This is a genomic window from Acinetobacter sp. RIT698, from assembly GCF_009668065.1.
In the GTDB taxonomy this organism is placed as follows: Bacteria; Pseudomonadota; Gammaproteobacteria; order Pseudomonadales; family Moraxellaceae; genus Acinetobacter; species Acinetobacter guillouiae.
Genome location: NZ_WJYH01000032.1, coordinates 1 through 16,172 on the forward strand (window position 1 = coordinate 1; position 16,172 = coordinate 16,172).

Annotated in this window: 17 protein-coding genes and 1 other RNA gene; 11 read left to right on the top strand and 7 right to left on the bottom strand. The window is 38.2% G+C overall.

Going from position 1 to position 16,172, the window contains the following annotated elements:
* Positions 1-138: 138 nt before the first annotated feature.
* Positions 139-465 carry a hypothetical protein gene (locus GJV03_RS14180; RefSeq protein ID WP_154130345.1) on the top strand — a complete coding sequence of 109 codons (327 nt, stop codon included), beginning with the start codon at positions 139-141 and terminating at the stop codon, positions 463-465.
* Positions 466-598: 133 nt separating this feature from the next.
* On the opposite strand, the gene ssrS is transcribed toward GJV03_RS14180, so the two are convergent.
* From ssrS to GJV03_RS14195, 3 genes are all read right to left on the bottom strand, one after another.
* Positions 599-780: non-coding RNA, 6S RNA (ssrS, locus tag GJV03_RS14185), on the bottom strand.
* A 100-nt stretch (positions 781-880) separates the two neighbouring features.
* Positions 881-1,165: a cell division protein ZapA gene (locus GJV03_RS14190; RefSeq protein ID WP_056516198.1), complete on the bottom strand. Its 285-nt coding sequence runs from the start codon at positions 1,163-1,165 to the stop codon at positions 881-883.
* A 2-nt stretch (positions 1,166-1,167) separates the two neighbouring features.
* The gene (locus tag GJV03_RS14195; RefSeq protein ID WP_004722081.1) at positions 1,168-1,719 is read right to left on the bottom strand and encodes a hypothetical protein; all 552 of its coding nucleotides are present in this window, start codon (positions 1,717-1,719) and stop codon (positions 1,168-1,170) included.
* A gap of 64 nt (positions 1,720-1,783) precedes the next feature.
* Between GJV03_RS14195 and GJV03_RS14200 the strand changes: the two genes are divergently transcribed.
* The 6 genes from GJV03_RS14200 to GJV03_RS14225 all read left to right on the top strand — a co-directional run bounded on the left by GJV03_RS14200 (position 1,784) and on the right by GJV03_RS14225 (position 7,823).
* Positions 1,784-2,416, top strand: a complete 633-nt coding sequence (locus GJV03_RS14200) for a UPF0149 family protein (protein WP_004722079.1) — start codon at positions 1,784-1,786, stop codon at positions 2,414-2,416.
* A gap of 322 nt (positions 2,417-2,738) precedes the next feature.
* The gene (gene pepP, locus GJV03_RS14205; RefSeq protein WP_154130346.1) at positions 2,739-4,061 is read left to right on the top strand and encodes a Xaa-Pro aminopeptidase; all 1,323 of its coding nucleotides are present in this window, start codon (positions 2,739-2,741) and stop codon (positions 4,059-4,061) included.
* Positions 4,062-4,087: 26 nt separating this feature from the next.
* Positions 4,088-4,642 (top strand): GNAT family N-acetyltransferase, encoded by a 555-nt coding sequence (locus tag GJV03_RS14210; protein WP_154130347.1) that lies wholly within the window; start codon positions 4,088-4,090, stop codon positions 4,640-4,642.
* 307 nt (positions 4,643-4,949) lie between these two features.
* Positions 4,950-6,161 carry a 2-octaprenyl-6-methoxyphenyl hydroxylase gene (gene ubiH, locus GJV03_RS14215; protein WP_105714546.1) on the top strand — a complete coding sequence of 404 codons (1,212 nt, stop codon included), beginning with the start codon at positions 4,950-4,952 and terminating at the stop codon, positions 6,159-6,161.
* Positions 6,158-7,396: an FAD-dependent monooxygenase gene (locus GJV03_RS14220; RefSeq protein ID WP_154130348.1), complete on the top strand. Its 1,239-nt coding sequence runs from the start codon at positions 6,158-6,160 to the stop codon at positions 7,394-7,396. The genes ubiH and GJV03_RS14220 overlap by 4 nt, the downstream gene beginning before the upstream one ends.
* A gap of 175 nt (positions 7,397-7,571) precedes the next feature.
* Complete coding sequence (locus GJV03_RS14225; RefSeq protein ID WP_004722066.1) at positions 7,572-7,823, top strand: hypothetical protein; 252 nt, start codon at positions 7,572-7,574, stop codon at positions 7,821-7,823.
* 380 nt (positions 7,824-8,203) lie between these two features.
* On the opposite strand, the gene rsmI is transcribed toward GJV03_RS14225, so the two are convergent.
* On the bottom strand, positions 8,204-9,049 hold the full coding sequence (rsmI, locus tag GJV03_RS14230; protein WP_004819970.1) for a 16S rRNA (cytidine(1402)-2'-O)-methyltransferase: 846 nt from the start codon (positions 9,047-9,049) through the stop codon (positions 8,204-8,206).
* Positions 9,050-9,059: 10 nt separating this feature from the next.
* Between rsmI and GJV03_RS14235 the strand changes: the two genes are divergently transcribed.
* From GJV03_RS14235 to GJV03_RS14250, 4 genes are all read left to right on the top strand, one after another.
* Positions 9,060-10,010, top strand: a complete 951-nt coding sequence (locus GJV03_RS14235; protein ID WP_004722061.1) for a penicillin-binding protein activator — start codon at positions 9,060-9,062, stop codon at positions 10,008-10,010.
* 13 nt (positions 10,011-10,023) lie between these two features.
* A complete protein-coding gene (locus tag GJV03_RS14240) occupies positions 10,024-10,440 on the top strand; it encodes a YraN family protein (protein WP_004722057.1) in 417 nt (138 codons plus the stop codon).
* Between the two features lie 105 nt (positions 10,441-10,545).
* The gene (locus tag GJV03_RS14245; RefSeq protein WP_004722055.1) at positions 10,546-11,253 is read left to right on the top strand and encodes a BON domain-containing protein; all 708 of its coding nucleotides are present in this window, start codon (positions 10,546-10,548) and stop codon (positions 11,251-11,253) included.
* Positions 11,237-12,139 (top strand): alpha/beta hydrolase, encoded by a 903-nt coding sequence (locus GJV03_RS14250; RefSeq protein ID WP_004722054.1) that lies wholly within the window; start codon positions 11,237-11,239, stop codon positions 12,137-12,139. Before GJV03_RS14245 ends, GJV03_RS14250 begins: the two co-directional genes overlap by 17 nt.
* 42 nt (positions 12,140-12,181) lie before the next feature.
* Here GJV03_RS14250 and nudC read toward each other — a convergent pair whose 3' ends face one another.
* The 3 genes from nudC to dnaQ all read right to left on the bottom strand — a co-directional run bounded on the left by nudC (position 12,182) and on the right by dnaQ (position 16,132).
* Entirely contained in the window at positions 12,182-12,940 is a 759-nt protein-coding gene (gene nudC / locus GJV03_RS14255) for an NAD(+) diphosphatase (protein ID WP_154130349.1), read from the bottom strand.
* Positions 12,940-14,583, bottom strand: coding sequence for a chemotaxis protein (locus GJV03_RS14260; RefSeq protein WP_154130350.1), 1,644 nt, complete (start codon positions 14,581-14,583; stop codon positions 12,940-12,942). Before GJV03_RS14260 ends, nudC begins: the two co-directional genes overlap by 1 nt.
* Positions 14,584-14,710: 127 nt before the next feature.
* Complete coding sequence (dnaQ, locus tag GJV03_RS14265) at positions 14,711-16,132, bottom strand: DNA polymerase III subunit epsilon (protein WP_154130351.1); 1,422 nt, start codon at positions 16,130-16,132, stop codon at positions 14,711-14,713.
* Positions 16,133-16,172: the final 40 nt, after the last annotated feature.

Sequence of the window (16,172 nt, forward strand, 5' to 3'; positions counted from 1 at the left end):
TATCTAAAATAAATATCTAATTCATATCGTGCATAAACGATGATGTTTGTGATTTTAGTAGATCGTTTGGAAGCATGGCGCTAGATGATCTCTATGCATATAATCAATGTAATTAGAAAAATTCTAAGGACTATAAAAATGAAATTGAGAATTTTATTGCTTTTATTATTTAGCCCGGAAATTTATGCAAATCAAATAGATCACTGCGAAATTATTGCAGAAAGTGCTGGAATGATCATGCAGTTAAGGCAGTTTGGTGTTGATTTAAATACAGCATTTAATTTAAAAGGCGAACTAAGTAATAATGCAAAAAATTTAGAAGTCATCATTGCTGATGCAGAATCAAAACCTGTATATGCTACAAATTTAGGTAAACAAAAAGCGGAAGAAGAATTTGCAGCTGAATGGAAAAAATTGTGTTTGGAATCAGTTGAGTTTTTGAATGATAGTGCAAATCCAACCTAATCAGTTTATCGCGTGGATCAAAGAGAATAGATTGTTGTTTCGCTATGATCTATAGGGCTATATTTTTGGAAATGTAATTAAAGGCATATTCAACATATATTTATAATTTTTATTTTATAAGGATTTGAAAATAAAACACTCCAGAGATGCCGCTGCATGGTCGTTACCCTGAACCCGATGAGTTCAAGGTGGACGCGACGTACACTTAATGGGTTTCCCACTCAAGGTGGGCATACACTCAAAATATACAGAACACATCCATAAGTTTAAGTATCGGCAGGGGAATAGACGTACTGGCGAACACCCTAGAGTTGTATTAAGTATACATAATTTGGAGATTGTGGCAAATCACCAACGCTCATAATTTATAAATACAGCATAAAAAAACCAATCAATTGCACGAAAAAAAAGCGGTTTATCCCGCTTTTTCAACATCTTCTAACATGGTTGCTAATAAACGTTCGCATTGTGCATATTCTTGTAACGATTTATTCATGCCTAAAACTTCTTGCATCAATTCTAAAGCCACCATGATCACCAATTTATTGTGTTCAACATTCGGGGCTTTACGGCGGAATTCTTGAAACTTTTCATTTAAAAGTCGACCAGCACGTTCGAGTTCTGGTTGCTTATCTGTTGTGGTGCCTAAACGGAAACTTTGTTCGATTAAGCGTAATTCTACAGTCACATGTTCAGACATACTCATACTTCCTCATTAGACTCTGATGGATGAGCAAGCTGTTGGATTTCTTGCGCATGATGATCTTGTTCAGTCCCTAAAATCGAAAGACGTTGAATAATGGCTTCCACTTTTGTTTTGGCATGTTCATTTTTTTGAATTAAACGTTCACGCTCATCTTGAAGACCTTTGATGTCTTGTAAGTGATGGCGCTGTTCATTTGCCATTTTTTCTTTAACCACACGTAATTCATTACGTTCAGCCAAAATTTCCTGAAAACGATTTTTTAAATCGGTACAGCTTTTTTCCAAACGCCCATAACGCTCTGCTAAAGATGTGGCATCTGTATTGAGCTGTTGAAACTGATTTTGTAACTGAGAGAGTTGCTCAGTGAGCGTATCAATTTCATCTTGTTTTTGGGTGATAATGCTATTTTTATGGCTGATTTGGGCATGAGATTGCTCTTCGCTGTTATCCTTTTCTTTTAACAGCGATGCATTTTCTTTCTCAACAGTTTCAATTCGTGTTTTTAAAACACCAATATGCGTCTGTAGACGCTGTAATTGTTCTAACATAACGGGTCGCACAGATTTGCAATCAAAGGTAATATATACAGAAGTATAGAGATTGGATAAACGAATGCAAGACGATATTTCAGGTTGGTCAGATTGGAATCAAAATTTTGAGGGGATTGAGGAAATTTCAAGCCCGAGTGAGTTACATGGCTTACTGACAGGTATAGTTTGTGTTACTGAAGTTCCGACTCGAGATGAATGGTTACAAATTTTATCTACGCTTGATGTTCCAAAATTAGACGATGAAGCGCTTGCGCTATTGTCAGAGGAAGCAGAGGATGTATCACATGCGCTTTCAGACGATGATTTAGACTATCTTCCAATGCTTCCAGATGACGAGCATACATTGGCTGAGCGTGTACAATCACTGGCAGATTGGTGTGCAGGGGTTGTGCTTGGCTTTGGATTGGCTTCTGGTCATATTCGCGCAGATGAGCAAGAACTCATTGAAAGTTTACAAGATGTCGCATCTGTTGAGTTTGATGAATCAGATGACGATGATGAAGGTGAAGCAAGCTATCTTGAATTGTATGAATTTGTACGCTTGATCCCTGTGTCATTATCAATGGGACGAAAAAAGGTTCCAGTGTCAGAAAGCCCTCTATTGCAAAATTTTCATAGCAAAATGAAACAGGCAATTGATGCTTCTGAAAGTAACAATGTTGTAGAGATGTTTACTCCACATCGCCCAAGCTAAAACTAAGAAAAAAAGCTAAGAAACTTAAACTTTAGAACATCTATGTTTGATGAGTAGTCGGTTTTACAGCTCCCTGTACAGTGCTTTGTTATTCACTTTGAAAGCATTGAAGTTGAATAAAGTAGCGGCGCAAAGGGTTAAATTTTTTAGTTTGGAATGATTCCCTTGTTCTATTGTCGCGATTTAGCGTAGAACAAGAGAAATAATAAAATTATTTTAAAATATGCAAATATTGAGTCATCAGTATTTGCATTCATCTAAGCGTAATTGTAAGTTAAAGCTTCTTCCAAATTAATCATCTGAAATACAAGCTGAATAGAGAATGAAATTAACTCAAGCAGATTTTCAGGAACGTCGTGACCGCCTCGCTGAACAAATGGGTCCCAATAGCATTGCAATTATCTCAACCAGTCCAGAAGTCATGCGTAACCGAGATGCTGATTATAAGTTTCGTGCGGACAGTAGCTTTTTCTATTTAACCGGTTTTGCAGAGCCACAAGCAGTTGCAGTCATAGAAACAGATGAAACTGGTGAGGAATATATCTATAGCTTGTTCTGTCGTGAACGTAATCGTGAGATGGAAATCTGGAATGGTTACCGTGCTGGAATTGACGGTGCAGTCGATGATTATGAAGCAGATGAAGCTTATGCGATTGATCTGCTTGACGAAGAAATTATTGCCAAAATTTTAAATAAAGAAAAATTATTTTATCGTATTGGTCAACGTGCAGATTTTGATGCCAAGGTCAGTACTTGGATTACCAAAGCCAATGAATCTGGACGTGGTTTTGGCGTTCCAGCGCAGTTGATTCAACTTGATCAAATCTTAGATGAAATGCGTTTGCATAAGTCGGTTCAAGAAATTGAATTGATGCAAATCGCCTCAAATATCAGTGCAGATGCGCATACGCGTGCCATGCAAAAAGTTCATCCAGACATGATGGAATATGCTTTAGAAGCTGAGCTGAATTATATCTTTGGTCAGAATGGTTGTGTACCTGCCTATAACAGTATTGTGGGTGGTGGGAAAAATGGCTGTATTTTACATTATGTTGAGAACAACCAACCTTTAAAAGATGGTGATTTGGTGTTGATCGATGCGGCTGCTGAGTATGAATGCTATGCCTCAGACATCACCCGTACTTTTCCTGTAAATGGTAAGTTTAGCCCTGAACAAAAAGCGCTATATCAAATTATTTTAGATGCACAAATTGCTGCGATAGATGCAATTCAAATCGGTCATTCTTATAAAGAACCGCATAATGTTGCAGTACGGATTATGGTAGAAGGTTTGGTCAACCTTGGCATTATGCAAGGTGATGTTGATCAAATTATTGAATCTGAAAGCTATCGTCAGTTTTATATGCATGGTACAGGGCATTGGCTCGGTATGGATGTGCATGATGTTGGCGCATATAAAGATGAAAATGGTCAATGGCGTAGCTATGAGCAGGGTATGGTTGTTACTGTAGAACCAGGTTTATATATTGCACCTGATGATGAAACAGTGGATGCAAAATGGCGTGGTATTGGTATCCGGATTGAAGATGATGTGGTTGCAACTGAACAGGGTCCTGTAGTCTTGACCAAAAATGTTGTGAAATCGATTGAAGATATTGAAGCGTTGATGGCAAAGTCAGTATAAGTTTTTAATTTGAAAGGTGAGTATGTATGGATACTTACACCGTTTTAGCTAAGCCAGTAGAAACAAATCGTTTGATTCTACGCAAGTTTGTTGAAGGTGATGAAATTCCACTTTTTCATGAGTATTGCGGAGACAGGGAGTCTTCGAAATACTTACAAAGGCGACCACATGCCAATATTGAGCAAACCAAGTGTATGTTTGAAAATTGGAGTGGTACAAAATGGGAAAATAATGATAAAGATTTTGCTTGGATTATTGGCGAGCGCAAAACTAATTTAGCCATGGGGCTTGTGATGTTTATTCACAAAGGAGATCACGGTGAAATTCATTTTGGGCTTGGAAGTAAATTTCAAGGGCAAGGCTTTATGAGAGAGGCAATCACTGCTGTCATTGTCTATTTAAAAACTAACAGTAGGCTTAAAAGAATTGAGACTTTTTGTGATGCAGAAAATGTGAAATCACGAAACGTTCTGATTGAAACAGGATTTACTGAAACAACCTTGTTAAAGCATTGGGCTATATTTCCAGCTTTGGGAGATAATAAGAGAGATTGTCTAGGTTTTATGATTGAAATAAATTAAAAAATAGATGTTAGTCAAGTAAGTTCATAAATAACAATACTCAAGTAATGATTCAGCACTTTTATTGATGTTGCATATTTAAACAATACCTTTAAAGTGCCATATCGGTCGAGCTAAATAACATGCTTAATTCTTGGCTAGAATTTTTAATTTTCATACTTATGTTAAAAATAGCGTATTGATTCAGTACAAATACAGCCAACAATTTCCTATTTCAATATAAAAATGACTTTGCTTGATGTAATATGAAATCAATCAAGATTATAAGTATTCAGTACGCTGAATCACATATAGAAAGGATAAAAGCATGCAACAAGAAGTCATCATCGTCGGCGGTGGAATGGTTGGGCTGAGCTTGGCTCTAATGTTGGCAAAAGCCAATATTGCGGTAAAGCTTTTAGAGGCTGTGAAATATCCAAATTATGATGATGCCAATCTTGCACCCTATCATTCCAGTTTTGATGCACGGAATACCGCGCTATCACGTCGTACCGTACAAATTTATCAAAAACTTGGTCTTTGGGAGGCCTTGCAAGAACATGCAACTCCTATCCTCGAAGTGCATATCACTGAACAAGGCAGTTTTGGTAAAGCACGCTTAGTCGCAGATCAAGAAAAAGTCGAAAGTTTTGGGCAAGTGATTGAAAATGCATGGCTAGGCCGTGTACTACTGACTCAAGTTCGCCAGCAAGCTTTAATTGAATTGATTGATGGTGTACAAGTCACCTCACTAAAACAAGAGGGTGACTATGTATATGTTGAAGCCAATCGTGGTGAAGAATATACCCATTCACTTAAAGCCAAACTGTTGATTGCTGCAGACGGTCGTGATTCTTTCTGTCGCCAAGCTTTAGGTGTTGGGGTGGATGTACATGATTATGATCAGGTGGCAATTGTCACAACAGTACAAACCTCTAAACCACATCATCAAGTGGGCTTTGAACGCTTTAGCCATTTAGGTCCATTGGCATTGCTTCCACTGCCTGGGGAATGTCGTCGTTCAGTGGTTTGGCCAGTGAAAAAAGGCACAGAAGATGAATGGTTAGGTGATGAAAATGACCAACATTTCCTTGATGCTTTACAGCAAACTTATGGTGATCGTGCAGGAAAATTCCAAAAAACAGGCAAACGTTTTAGCTTCCCATTGGCACAAGTGCTTGCTGAAAAACAAGCGGTGGGTCGGGTGATTTTGATGGGCAATGCTGCACATACGATTCATCCTGTTGCTGGACAAGGTTTTAACTTGTGTATGCGTGACGCAGATGTCCTGATGCGTTATATCACAACGCAAATTGCGCAATCTGATGATATTGGTCAACCTGAGATGTTAAAGGCCTATGAACAATCTCGCTTAACTGATCAGCAGCGTGTGATTAAATTTTGTGATTCTGTAGTGCGTGGATTTAGTAATCAAAATCCAGTGTTAAAATTATTGCGTAATACTGGCTTGGTGGCTTTTGATGTGATTCCGGGGATTAAGCCTTTGGTTGCCAATTATGCGATGGGATTAAAAGCATGACACAGCAAGATATGTTAGATGTGGTGATTGTTGGTGGTGGTCTGGTGGGTGGCTTAACCGCATTGCTTTTAGCACAGGGCGGTGTGCAAGCTACAGTTTTAGATGCAGTCCCTATTTTAAATGCTGAAAAGACTTTAGCTGTTGCTAATCCGCGGGTTTTAGCGCTGAGCCAAGCCACGATTCATCTATTAAAAACAGTGAATGTGTGGGAGAAAATCGCTCGTCAAATGCCCTATACCGGTATGCAAGTCTGGAATAAAAATGGCTATGGCGAAATTAATTTTGGGCAAGCCTCAGAAAGCTTTCCCACAGCTGAGCAAAGCTTAGGTTCAATGGTTGAACCAAGTTTATTAAACCTTGCCATCCAACAGGAAATGTTGGAGCAACTGCAAGATTATCGTACTCAAGTTAAAGTTGTGCGAGTAGAGCAGGGTGTAGGTTGTTGGATCATTAAACTTGCAGATGGGACTGAGCTAAAGACCAAATTAGTGATTGGCGCAGATGGCGCAAACTCATTTGTTCGTGATCAAGCATTTATCGATCTTGATGTTTTAGATTATCAACAAGCCGGTTTGACATGTGCGATTCGTACCACACAACCGCACCAATATGTGGCTCGTCAGATTTTCCATCCGACTGGCCCATTGGCATTTTTACCGATGGCAAGTTTAAAGCCTGAGCAAGCTGAACACTGGATTTCAATCGTTTGGACCTTACCTGATGATTATGCAGAAGAATATGCGCGCTTAGATGATGCTGATTTTTGTGAATTACTGACACGTGAAAGTCATCATATGTTGGGCAAGATCATTGAAGCGACACCGCGGGCTCAATTTCCACTTAAGGCACGTGCAGCACAACGTTATGTAAAAGATGGGCTGGCTTTGATTGGTGATGCAGCGCATGTGATTCATCCTTTAGCAGGACAAGGCGTAAATATTGGGTGTTTAGATGCTGCTATTCTGTGTGATGTATTACTTAAAGATAAACAGCGTGGCGTATGGGCGCATGAACAAACCTTAAAGCGTTATGAACACCAGCGTAAAGGGCAAAACGATGCCATGATGCATAGTATGTCGATGATTGGTTTTTTAGAAACTGCGGAAATATTTCCATTGGTTTGGGCGCGTAACTTTGGCTTAAAACAAGTTGAAAATATGCCATTTTTAAAAGATCAATTTATGGCACAAGCCAATGGGTTGGCAAATTTAAAAAGCACGCAATATGCCATTTAATTGGATTTCTGATATTTTTTAACCAATCATTTAAACAACATTACGAATTTGATGAAAAAAAACACGATTTTGTGTATCTAGATACTAGTCGAATGGCGAAGAGCTTGATACATTTCTCTGTAAAACATCACCATTTTTCGGATGGTACATTGACGTCATTGATGGGGAGTTAAAGATGACAGATACAAATGATTATGATGATAATTCAGAAGATCATGCAGTAGACGATGATGAAGCTAAAGCGGCTGAAAAAGGTGCTGCGGCAAGTGATTCGACAGTTTCAGATACAGATTTAGCTGAAGCTGAAACACTCACTGTGACAGCGAAAAAAAGACAGCGTGAAGCGTTGGAAGATGAAGTCGCTGCATTTTTAGCGCGCGGTGGGAGAATTACCGAAGTTCCACCAGATGAATCTGCTAAAGATTGATTTTAAAAGCACCGAAAGGTGCTTTTTTAAATTTGGTTGGGATGCTGTCTATTTTCTCTTTTAGATGATTAAATCTAAATTTTGAATTGATCATTATTTGTGATTTTTCTCTTGAATTTTTAATCAAATAATCATTTTATTTTTATTGATTTTTGTCAATCACTTTAAAAGCAAGGCGGAGTAAATCATCAGTAATGTTGTGCTTTTGATTGTTTTTTCTGCATCAGCTTTTATAAGTGCCAGATTGATCAGTGAGGGATTAAAAATTATTGTGTTTTAAAAATTAAGGCAGGTACAAAAGCGACCAGAGCAACCAGTCGCTTGTAGAAAAGCAGGTTGAGAAAAGCTTATACAGGCATTTCTCAACTCAAGAAATAAAATTATTGTTGATTAGTCAGCTCTAAAGCACGTTGATAGGCGATTTTCTTTTTGATGCCTGTTAGATCCGCAGCCAGTTGTGATGCCGCTTTGACCGATAAATCTTGTAATAAGCGATTTAAAAGTTGATCTAATTTCTCTTGTTCAACATCTTGATCTTTGGCATCTGGTGCACCACCAATAACTAAAACAATTTCACCTTTTTGCTGATTGCGATCATTTTCAATAAATGTCACCAACTCGCCCAAAGTCATCTTTTTAATCGTTTCAAATGTTTTGGTAATTTCACGTGCAAAACCAACAGGGCGATCTGCGCCAAAAACATCAGCCATATCTTTGACACTATCTAAAATACGATGAGGCGCTTCATAGATAATCATGGTTTGTGATTCATGTTTTAATTTTTCTAATTGAATCAATCGTTGCGATTGTTTTGACGATAAAAAGCCTTCAAAGCTAAAACGATCACTCGGTAAACCCACCGCACTTAGCGCAGCAATAGCAGCACATGCACCCGGTACAGGAATGACGCGGATACCATTTTCCTGAGCGGCACGTACCAATTTAAAACCAGGGTCACTAATCAATGGTGTACCAGCATCACTGACCAGAGCAATATTCTGACCGCTTTTTAATTTTTCGATAAGTATATCAATTTTGTTACTTTCATTGTGATCATGACACGCTGTGAGCGGAGTTGAGATATTATAGTGCTTTAATAATTGAGCAGATTGACGTGTATCTTCTGCCGCAATAACAGAAACAGACTTTAAAACTTCAATAGAACGAAAAGTCATATCATCTAAGTGCCCAATTGGGGTCGCTACGACGAATAATTGAGCACTCATAAAGGTCTCCATGAAGAATAAGTTAGTGTTGAACAGTATTAAAAGAGTGGTTGTGTTGGGAATGGTTGGATTTACAATCCAAGTTCACGCAGAAATTCTGGTTATATTACCTGAAACAGGCCCTATGTCGCGAGCGGGTTTGAGTATTAAACAAGGAATATTAAGTGCCGCGCAGGCCTCGAAGAATGAAATACCATTAAAATTTGTCGATTCAGATCAAAAGACCATCAAAGCCCTGTTAAAACAGCATGTCAATAAAAAGACTAAAATGATTATTGGGCCTTTGGCTCGTCCTGATGTTGAGGCTTTAATTAATTTAAAGCCTAAAGTACCTGTGTTGGCACTCAATGAAGTTTATCCTAGCGATAAAAGTGTTTGGCAATATAGCCTTTCTAAAAATGACGATGCATTGGCGCTGCTTGATTATATCCAGCATGATAAAGTCAGCAAACTCTATGTGGTGCGTGAAAAAGGCACAGAAGCGGAATCTATTAGCTTTTTAAATGCATTATTTGCCAATTATATGGGTGAAGTGGATCCTGTAGAGCATATGCCAAAGTCGATTTCGGATCGAGAGGGTATTTTACTGTTAGGTTCAAACCAATGGTTGACCAGTTTTCCCAAATTGCAGAAGAAAAAAATTTATACCCAAGCCATTGCTGTCGATGAAAAAAAGGCCTTGCCTAAAGGGATGAAATTCTGTGATGTTCCAGCCTTATACATTGCCGAATGGGATGATGTCGTCAAAGCTTATAAAGATAAACCGACCTCGTTACCGTATCAGCGTTTATATGCCTTTGGTGGAGATGCTTGGCATATTGCTGAACAATTTGTTTTGGATCCGAATGTAAAAAGCTTAACCTTTAATGGTCGCACTGGAAAAATTAAAATTGATGGAAATCGTGTTGAGCGTATTCCGCAATGTTTTGAACGCTCAAAAAATAATTTAGTGCCTTTGTGATGATAGGCTTCTCATGGCAAAAAATAATTTAGGACAATGGGCGGAGCAAGAAGCAGTGAAATTACTGCTTCAACATGGCTACGACATCATAAAATTGAACTATTTCTCGCGCTTTGGTGAAATAGATATTATTGCGCAGTCTAAACAAGAGCTAATTTTTGTTGAGGTGAAAGCAAGAACACCGACACAGATGGGGCATGCTTTTGAAGCTGTAAATCAATCAAAACAACAAAAAATGATTAAAACGGCGTTTAAATTTTTACAAGAATATCCACAATATGAACAATATTATTGCCGTTTCGATGTGATTGGTTTTGATTTACATCATAAAATTGCAAAAAACGTACAGCAAGACCTCAGTAAAATCTCTTATGATCAATCTTGGATTGAAAATGCATTTACTTTAGATGCAGACTTGATTAATCTGTGACTGAAATTTATGTACGGTTATTTCAAAAATAAATATATTTTCCAGCATGTTAACGACGTTTAAATGGGTTGTTTAGCAGGCTAAAATTAATAGGAGTCTTGCTGAGTGTTAAAACGTATTGTCATCACCATGATGTGTGTAGCAAGTTTGTCTGGTTGCGCGAGTTTTATCTCAGGTGGTACTGGTTCTTCACCAGTGGGAACAGATAGTGGTGTTCGATCTTTAGGACAAGTGTTTATTGATTCTTCTATTGAGCGAACTGCGAAAATCAACTTGTATAAGTTGGATGCCCGATTTAAGCAATCTCGTGTCAATATTAATAGTTTTCACAGCAATGTCTTATTGACAGGGCAAGTGCCAGATGCGCATTTAAAGCAGTTGGCAGAAGATAATCTACGAGCGATGAGCGATGTAAAAGCAGTCCATAATTACCTGACTGTTGGTAATCAAATCGGTTATAGTACTATCATGCAAGATGCATCGGTCACTGTGAATACCCGTGGTTTAGTGATGAAAGCGCCTGTGGTTTCAGACAATAAAGTCTTGATTCATACAGAAGACGGAGTGTTGTATGTTTTAGGTCGTTTAAACAATGCTGAAATTGCAGATTTAAATGATGTTTTACAAAAAGTTGGAAATGTGACTAAAATTGTGACCTTGATTGATAATGTCGAACAAGCGAATAATTCAGTCCAACCTTCATCTTTCACAGCACCTGTGGTAAATAATGTACAACAACAACCTGATGTACAGACACCTGTTGCGATTGATCCTAATGCTACAGAGCCAAACAATAATGTTATTCAACAATAGGTTAAAGTTTTTAAAAGTTAGATTTGGAAAGCAGTTTGAACAACTAAAATCTCAATTTAAATCACACTATCAAGATTTTCGTTTATACGATTTAGGCAGTATTACCATTAATGGCTTGACCCCTAAAAAGGGCTATTCCATTCAGCATAATATTGCCTATGGCTTAAAGGCGAGACAACGTTTAGATTTATATATTTCTAATAAAAAGCAACAGAATGCGCTGATTCTTTTTGTTCATGGTGGGGCATGGAGTCATGGGGATAAAAGTGCTTATAAATTTGTAGGCGAGGCGTTTAGTCGTTTTGGCTATAACGTGGCAGTGCTGAACTATCATTTAGCGCCTGAGCATAAATTTCCAAGCTATATTGATGATCTTGCAGTTGCTTTGAATTATTTGGAACAACAACAAGCACGTTTCGGTATTTCAATGGATAAAATTGCCTTGATGGGGCATTCAGCAGGCGCATTTAATATTGCGTCTTTGCTTTATCATCCAAAGCACTACCAACTGGCCATCAAACAAAATATCAAAGCTTTGATTGGAATCGCTGGACCTTATCATTTCGATTATAAAGGCGATGCTTTAGCCGAGAATGCGTTTGATCAAAGCATTCCTTATCAACAAGTAATGCCGTATTATTTTGTTGAAAAAAATGAGGTAAAGCATTATTTATTCTTGGCTGAAAATGATCAAATTGTTAAAGCTAAAAACTCTTTAGATTTTAAACAGCAATTACTTGAACAAGGCAATCATTGTGAAATTTACACGATTCCTAAAACTGGTCATATTTCAATTATGGGCAGTGTTTCAAGTTTATTTAGTCGCTTCTATAAAACCCGGCCTGAAATTATTAAGGTTTTAAATGAAGCAATGAAAAATGCCTAGCAATCGCTAGGCATTTTTGATTTGAACATGTCTCAATCAAGATCAGTCTTTATGCATCGGTCTATTGTGAATTACATGTTCAATCATGGCATGGGCGATACTGCCACTAAAAGGCGTTTCGGGTAACTGATCAAACTTAAAGAACTGAGCCTCACTAATTTCTTCTTCTTGCAAGACGATTTCACCAGATTCATATTCAGCCTTAAAGGCCAGCATAAGATTGCTTGGAAAAGGCCAAGGTTGGCTGGATAAATATTGGACATTTTTGACATGTAGGCCAACTTCTTCCAACGTTTCTCTTTTAACCGCTTCTTCCAGTGTTTCACCGACTTCAACAAAACCCGCAATAAGACCATACATCTTGCTTTTATTCTTAGCATTTTTTGCCAATAGAATTTCGTTATCGCCACGAGTAATCACGGTGATAATACACGGTTGTACACGCGGGTATTGATGATAACGACAGCTAGGGCAGACCATGGCATATTCAGTGGGATGAACCTCGGTTTCGTGTCCACAGTGGCTACAAAACTTATGGTTTCTTCGCCACTCTAGCAACTGTAATGCACGACTGGCTTGTTCAAACTCAGATTTGGTCCATTGTGAAATCAATTGACGAATCGGGATGAGTTGATATCCCTCTGGAATTTGATCTTCGATAAAAAGATCTCGGGCAATAATCTGATCACCCGAGTTAAAGCTGATATCACTTGCTAACTTTTCAACTTTAGGTAGTTGTAAATTTTCATCCACTAAAAGTTGTTGATGGTGAAAGATATATGCAAGTGATAATTCTGACATTAGGCTACCGATTTTAAATTTTGACTACTTGTTAATGCTACATCAAACATGGCTTGTAAAACAGGTTGTTTGTTTTGTAGATTTTCAATCATCATGTCTGCACTGGCTAAAACATCAAGCAGTTTATTGACTTGTGCAAGGTTAAACACGTGCTCTTTGTTAAGACCCGTTTGAATAAACTCCGCAGAGAGTAACAATGCTTTTTGACCATCTTTTGCCGCAAGGAACAACAGTGCACCACCAATTTCACTTAATTGTGATGGAAGTTGGTCTAAACTTGTGCTTGGAGGATCTTGTAAATATTGCACCAATGTTTGTGAGCTTAAATCAACCAGCGCTTTGGTCTCAGTCAATAATGCTGCATGTGCTTCATCTAGACGATCTAATGAAATCTGCAAGTTATTCACTTTTAACTGTAAACGACTCGATGTGTAATTACGCTCTAAGATACCAATCGAATTCATCGCTGATAAAATACTGTTCATCAACTGTTGCGCATAATTTTCATCTTTGAGCATGTTGTCTTGAGACAGTAGGTCAGCCTGTTGTTTCAGTCCGCTATAGGCTTCATTGAGATTCAAGACTTTAAATACATGCGCAAGATCAGTCAGTTTGCTTTTCAATTCTTGCGTTTTTTCATCACTCATATTTTTGTAGTTAAACTCAATATCATTACGGATTTGCGACATTTCATCTGTAATCAGTTGGCTCACACTATGAATGGTTTCAAAATCAGGGCCATATAAATGGCGGCTGAATATTTGTAATTGTGTGTCAGTCAGAATATCTTCGCCAACATTAATCTGTTCACGGATGTGTTGTGATATTTCATCTTCTTGGCTGATACAAATACTTAGGATATTGGCAGTATCTAATAAAGATGGCTTGAATCCGCTTAGATCTTTAAAGAATAAAGACATATTGGTTTCAATACTGATTAACGTTCTGAGGCGTGTGTCATTGAGAATGATGTTTTCAATGTGATTTAAAGCAACTGCAGCCAAAGCCCAATATTGTTCACTTTCTTGGCCTTTGGCTGCATTTGCCAAATAAGACCCAACCAGCTTGATACCTTGTAAATCTAAATCTGTTTCTTGCTGTTTGAGCAGTTTATGTAGGCATAATTTATAAAGTTTATGTACATACACTGAATGCTCTAACTCAGGTGATTGCGGCAAGTTAAAATTCGGTGTTACACAGTCAAGCAAAGGAATAATTGCTTGGCCTTCTGGTGTCAGCTCTAGACCTAAAGAAAGTTCTAAGCGATTTAAGGTGTCATGTAAGAATTGTGGTGCTCTGACTTCACGAAGGCAAATAAACTCAATATAGCGTTTGAGCATGGTGGTGCCTTCACTCAAAGCGATCACTTCTTGGGTATTGATCTCACGCGGGTTTTGCATCACTTTACGCATCACCGCTGCTGAGAGTTGCGCAATTTTAGCAACATGTGGCATATCGATGAGCATCAGCACATTTACACATTGTTCAAATTGAAGCAAAGCATCATCAATACCAAAGGGTAAAGTTTGGTCTTCAACTAAACTACTGACAGCAGATTCTACCTGTAAAATTGAATTATCGACTTCTTTTTTAATAATAAGTAATGCTGTCGGATCAAAATGTATAGAGGTTTGGTAAGACATTGATCTGCACCTATCCTGGGTATCTGAATGTTTTATTTCATAGCCTCAAAATGAGGCTAATTTTCTAAGTTTTAATATAGCCGAAGAAGACCATCTTTACAGAAAAAATAGCCATCAATTTCAAATTTTATTTTGCAAAAATGCAGGCTTCCCCATGTTTTTCTTGAAATTGTTTGACCCAGTTCTCATGCGCTTCTAATTCTTCATCTGAAGGTAAAATAATTGGGGCATTGATTTCAATTTTTTTCCGAGTTGTATTTCTTTGCGCCTGATCAGTATGTGCAGAAAGAGCATCCATGTCAAAGGATACTTGACCGCCTGTCATGGCGAGATAAACGTCAGATAAAATTTCAGCATCGAGTAAGGCACCATGGAAAGTACGATCTCGTTGCGGAATTTCATAACGGCGAACTAAGGCATCCAAAGAGTTCTTTTGCCCAGGATGTTTGCTTTTCGCCATTGCCAAGGTATCAGTTACTTCACATACTTCTGAGAGTGCCTGTAGACCACTGCGCTTGAACTCCATATCTAAGAAGTTCATATCGAAGCTTGCATTATGCGCAATAATTTCACTGCCTTTTAAGTAGTCAAATAAAACTTGCGCAATTTCGTTATATTTTGGCTTATCTTTTAAAAACTCATCGGTAATACCATGGATGGCTTCTGAATCGCCAACTGGTTTTTCTGGATTAATATAGATATGAATCGAACTGCCAGTCAGTTTACGATTGACCATTTCAATTGCGCCAACTTCAACAATTCGGTCACTGTCCTGATAATAGAAACCAGTGGTCTCGGTATCCAGAATAAACTGTTTAGGGCCATGTAACTGGACCGTCGCAGGTGTAATCACAATTTGTGGATGAATATCTCGCATTGCGGGTTGGCTCATTGCTGGCTCATCATTTTCATTGATATCTTGGTTAGATGGTTCTTCCATCTCAATTTCATGAGCTGGCATGACATCCTGCTGAGGGCTAATTTCTGATTCTATCATTTCATCTGATTCAATCAGGTCAAATCCAAAGGGATCGTCAAGCAGCCAGTCTTTTTCATGTTTTTTTTTATCATCAGCCACTGCCAAGGGTTCAGTCAATTTGCTTGGCGCAGTGGTGTTTTTTTTTGCGTCGAGTATTTGCTGTGTACCTAAATTCGCCAATTGATCAGCCATTTCATTGCCTGCATGTCCAGCATGGCCTTTAATCCAGTTCCATTCAATTTCGCGACCTTGGCAGGTTTGATCGAGTTTTTTCCAAAGATCTGGGTTTTTTACATCTTTCCAGTTTTTCTTTTTCCACCCTTCAATCCATTCGGTAATGCCACGTTTTACATAGTTGGAATCGGTCCAAAGCACTAATTTTGCTTCGGTTGGGCAAAATGCGATCCCTTCAATGGCTGCGGTAAGTTCCATGCGATTATTGGTTGTATCCAGTTCACCACCACACAACTTATGTTCTTCTGTTTCAGTGATGATATAAGCGCCCCAGCCACCAGGACCTGGGTTGCCTTTACAAGCACCGTCGACATAAAGTGTGATTGTTTGTGACATAGTAATAACCAATGAAAGTGAATTAAGAGTTGAACATCGT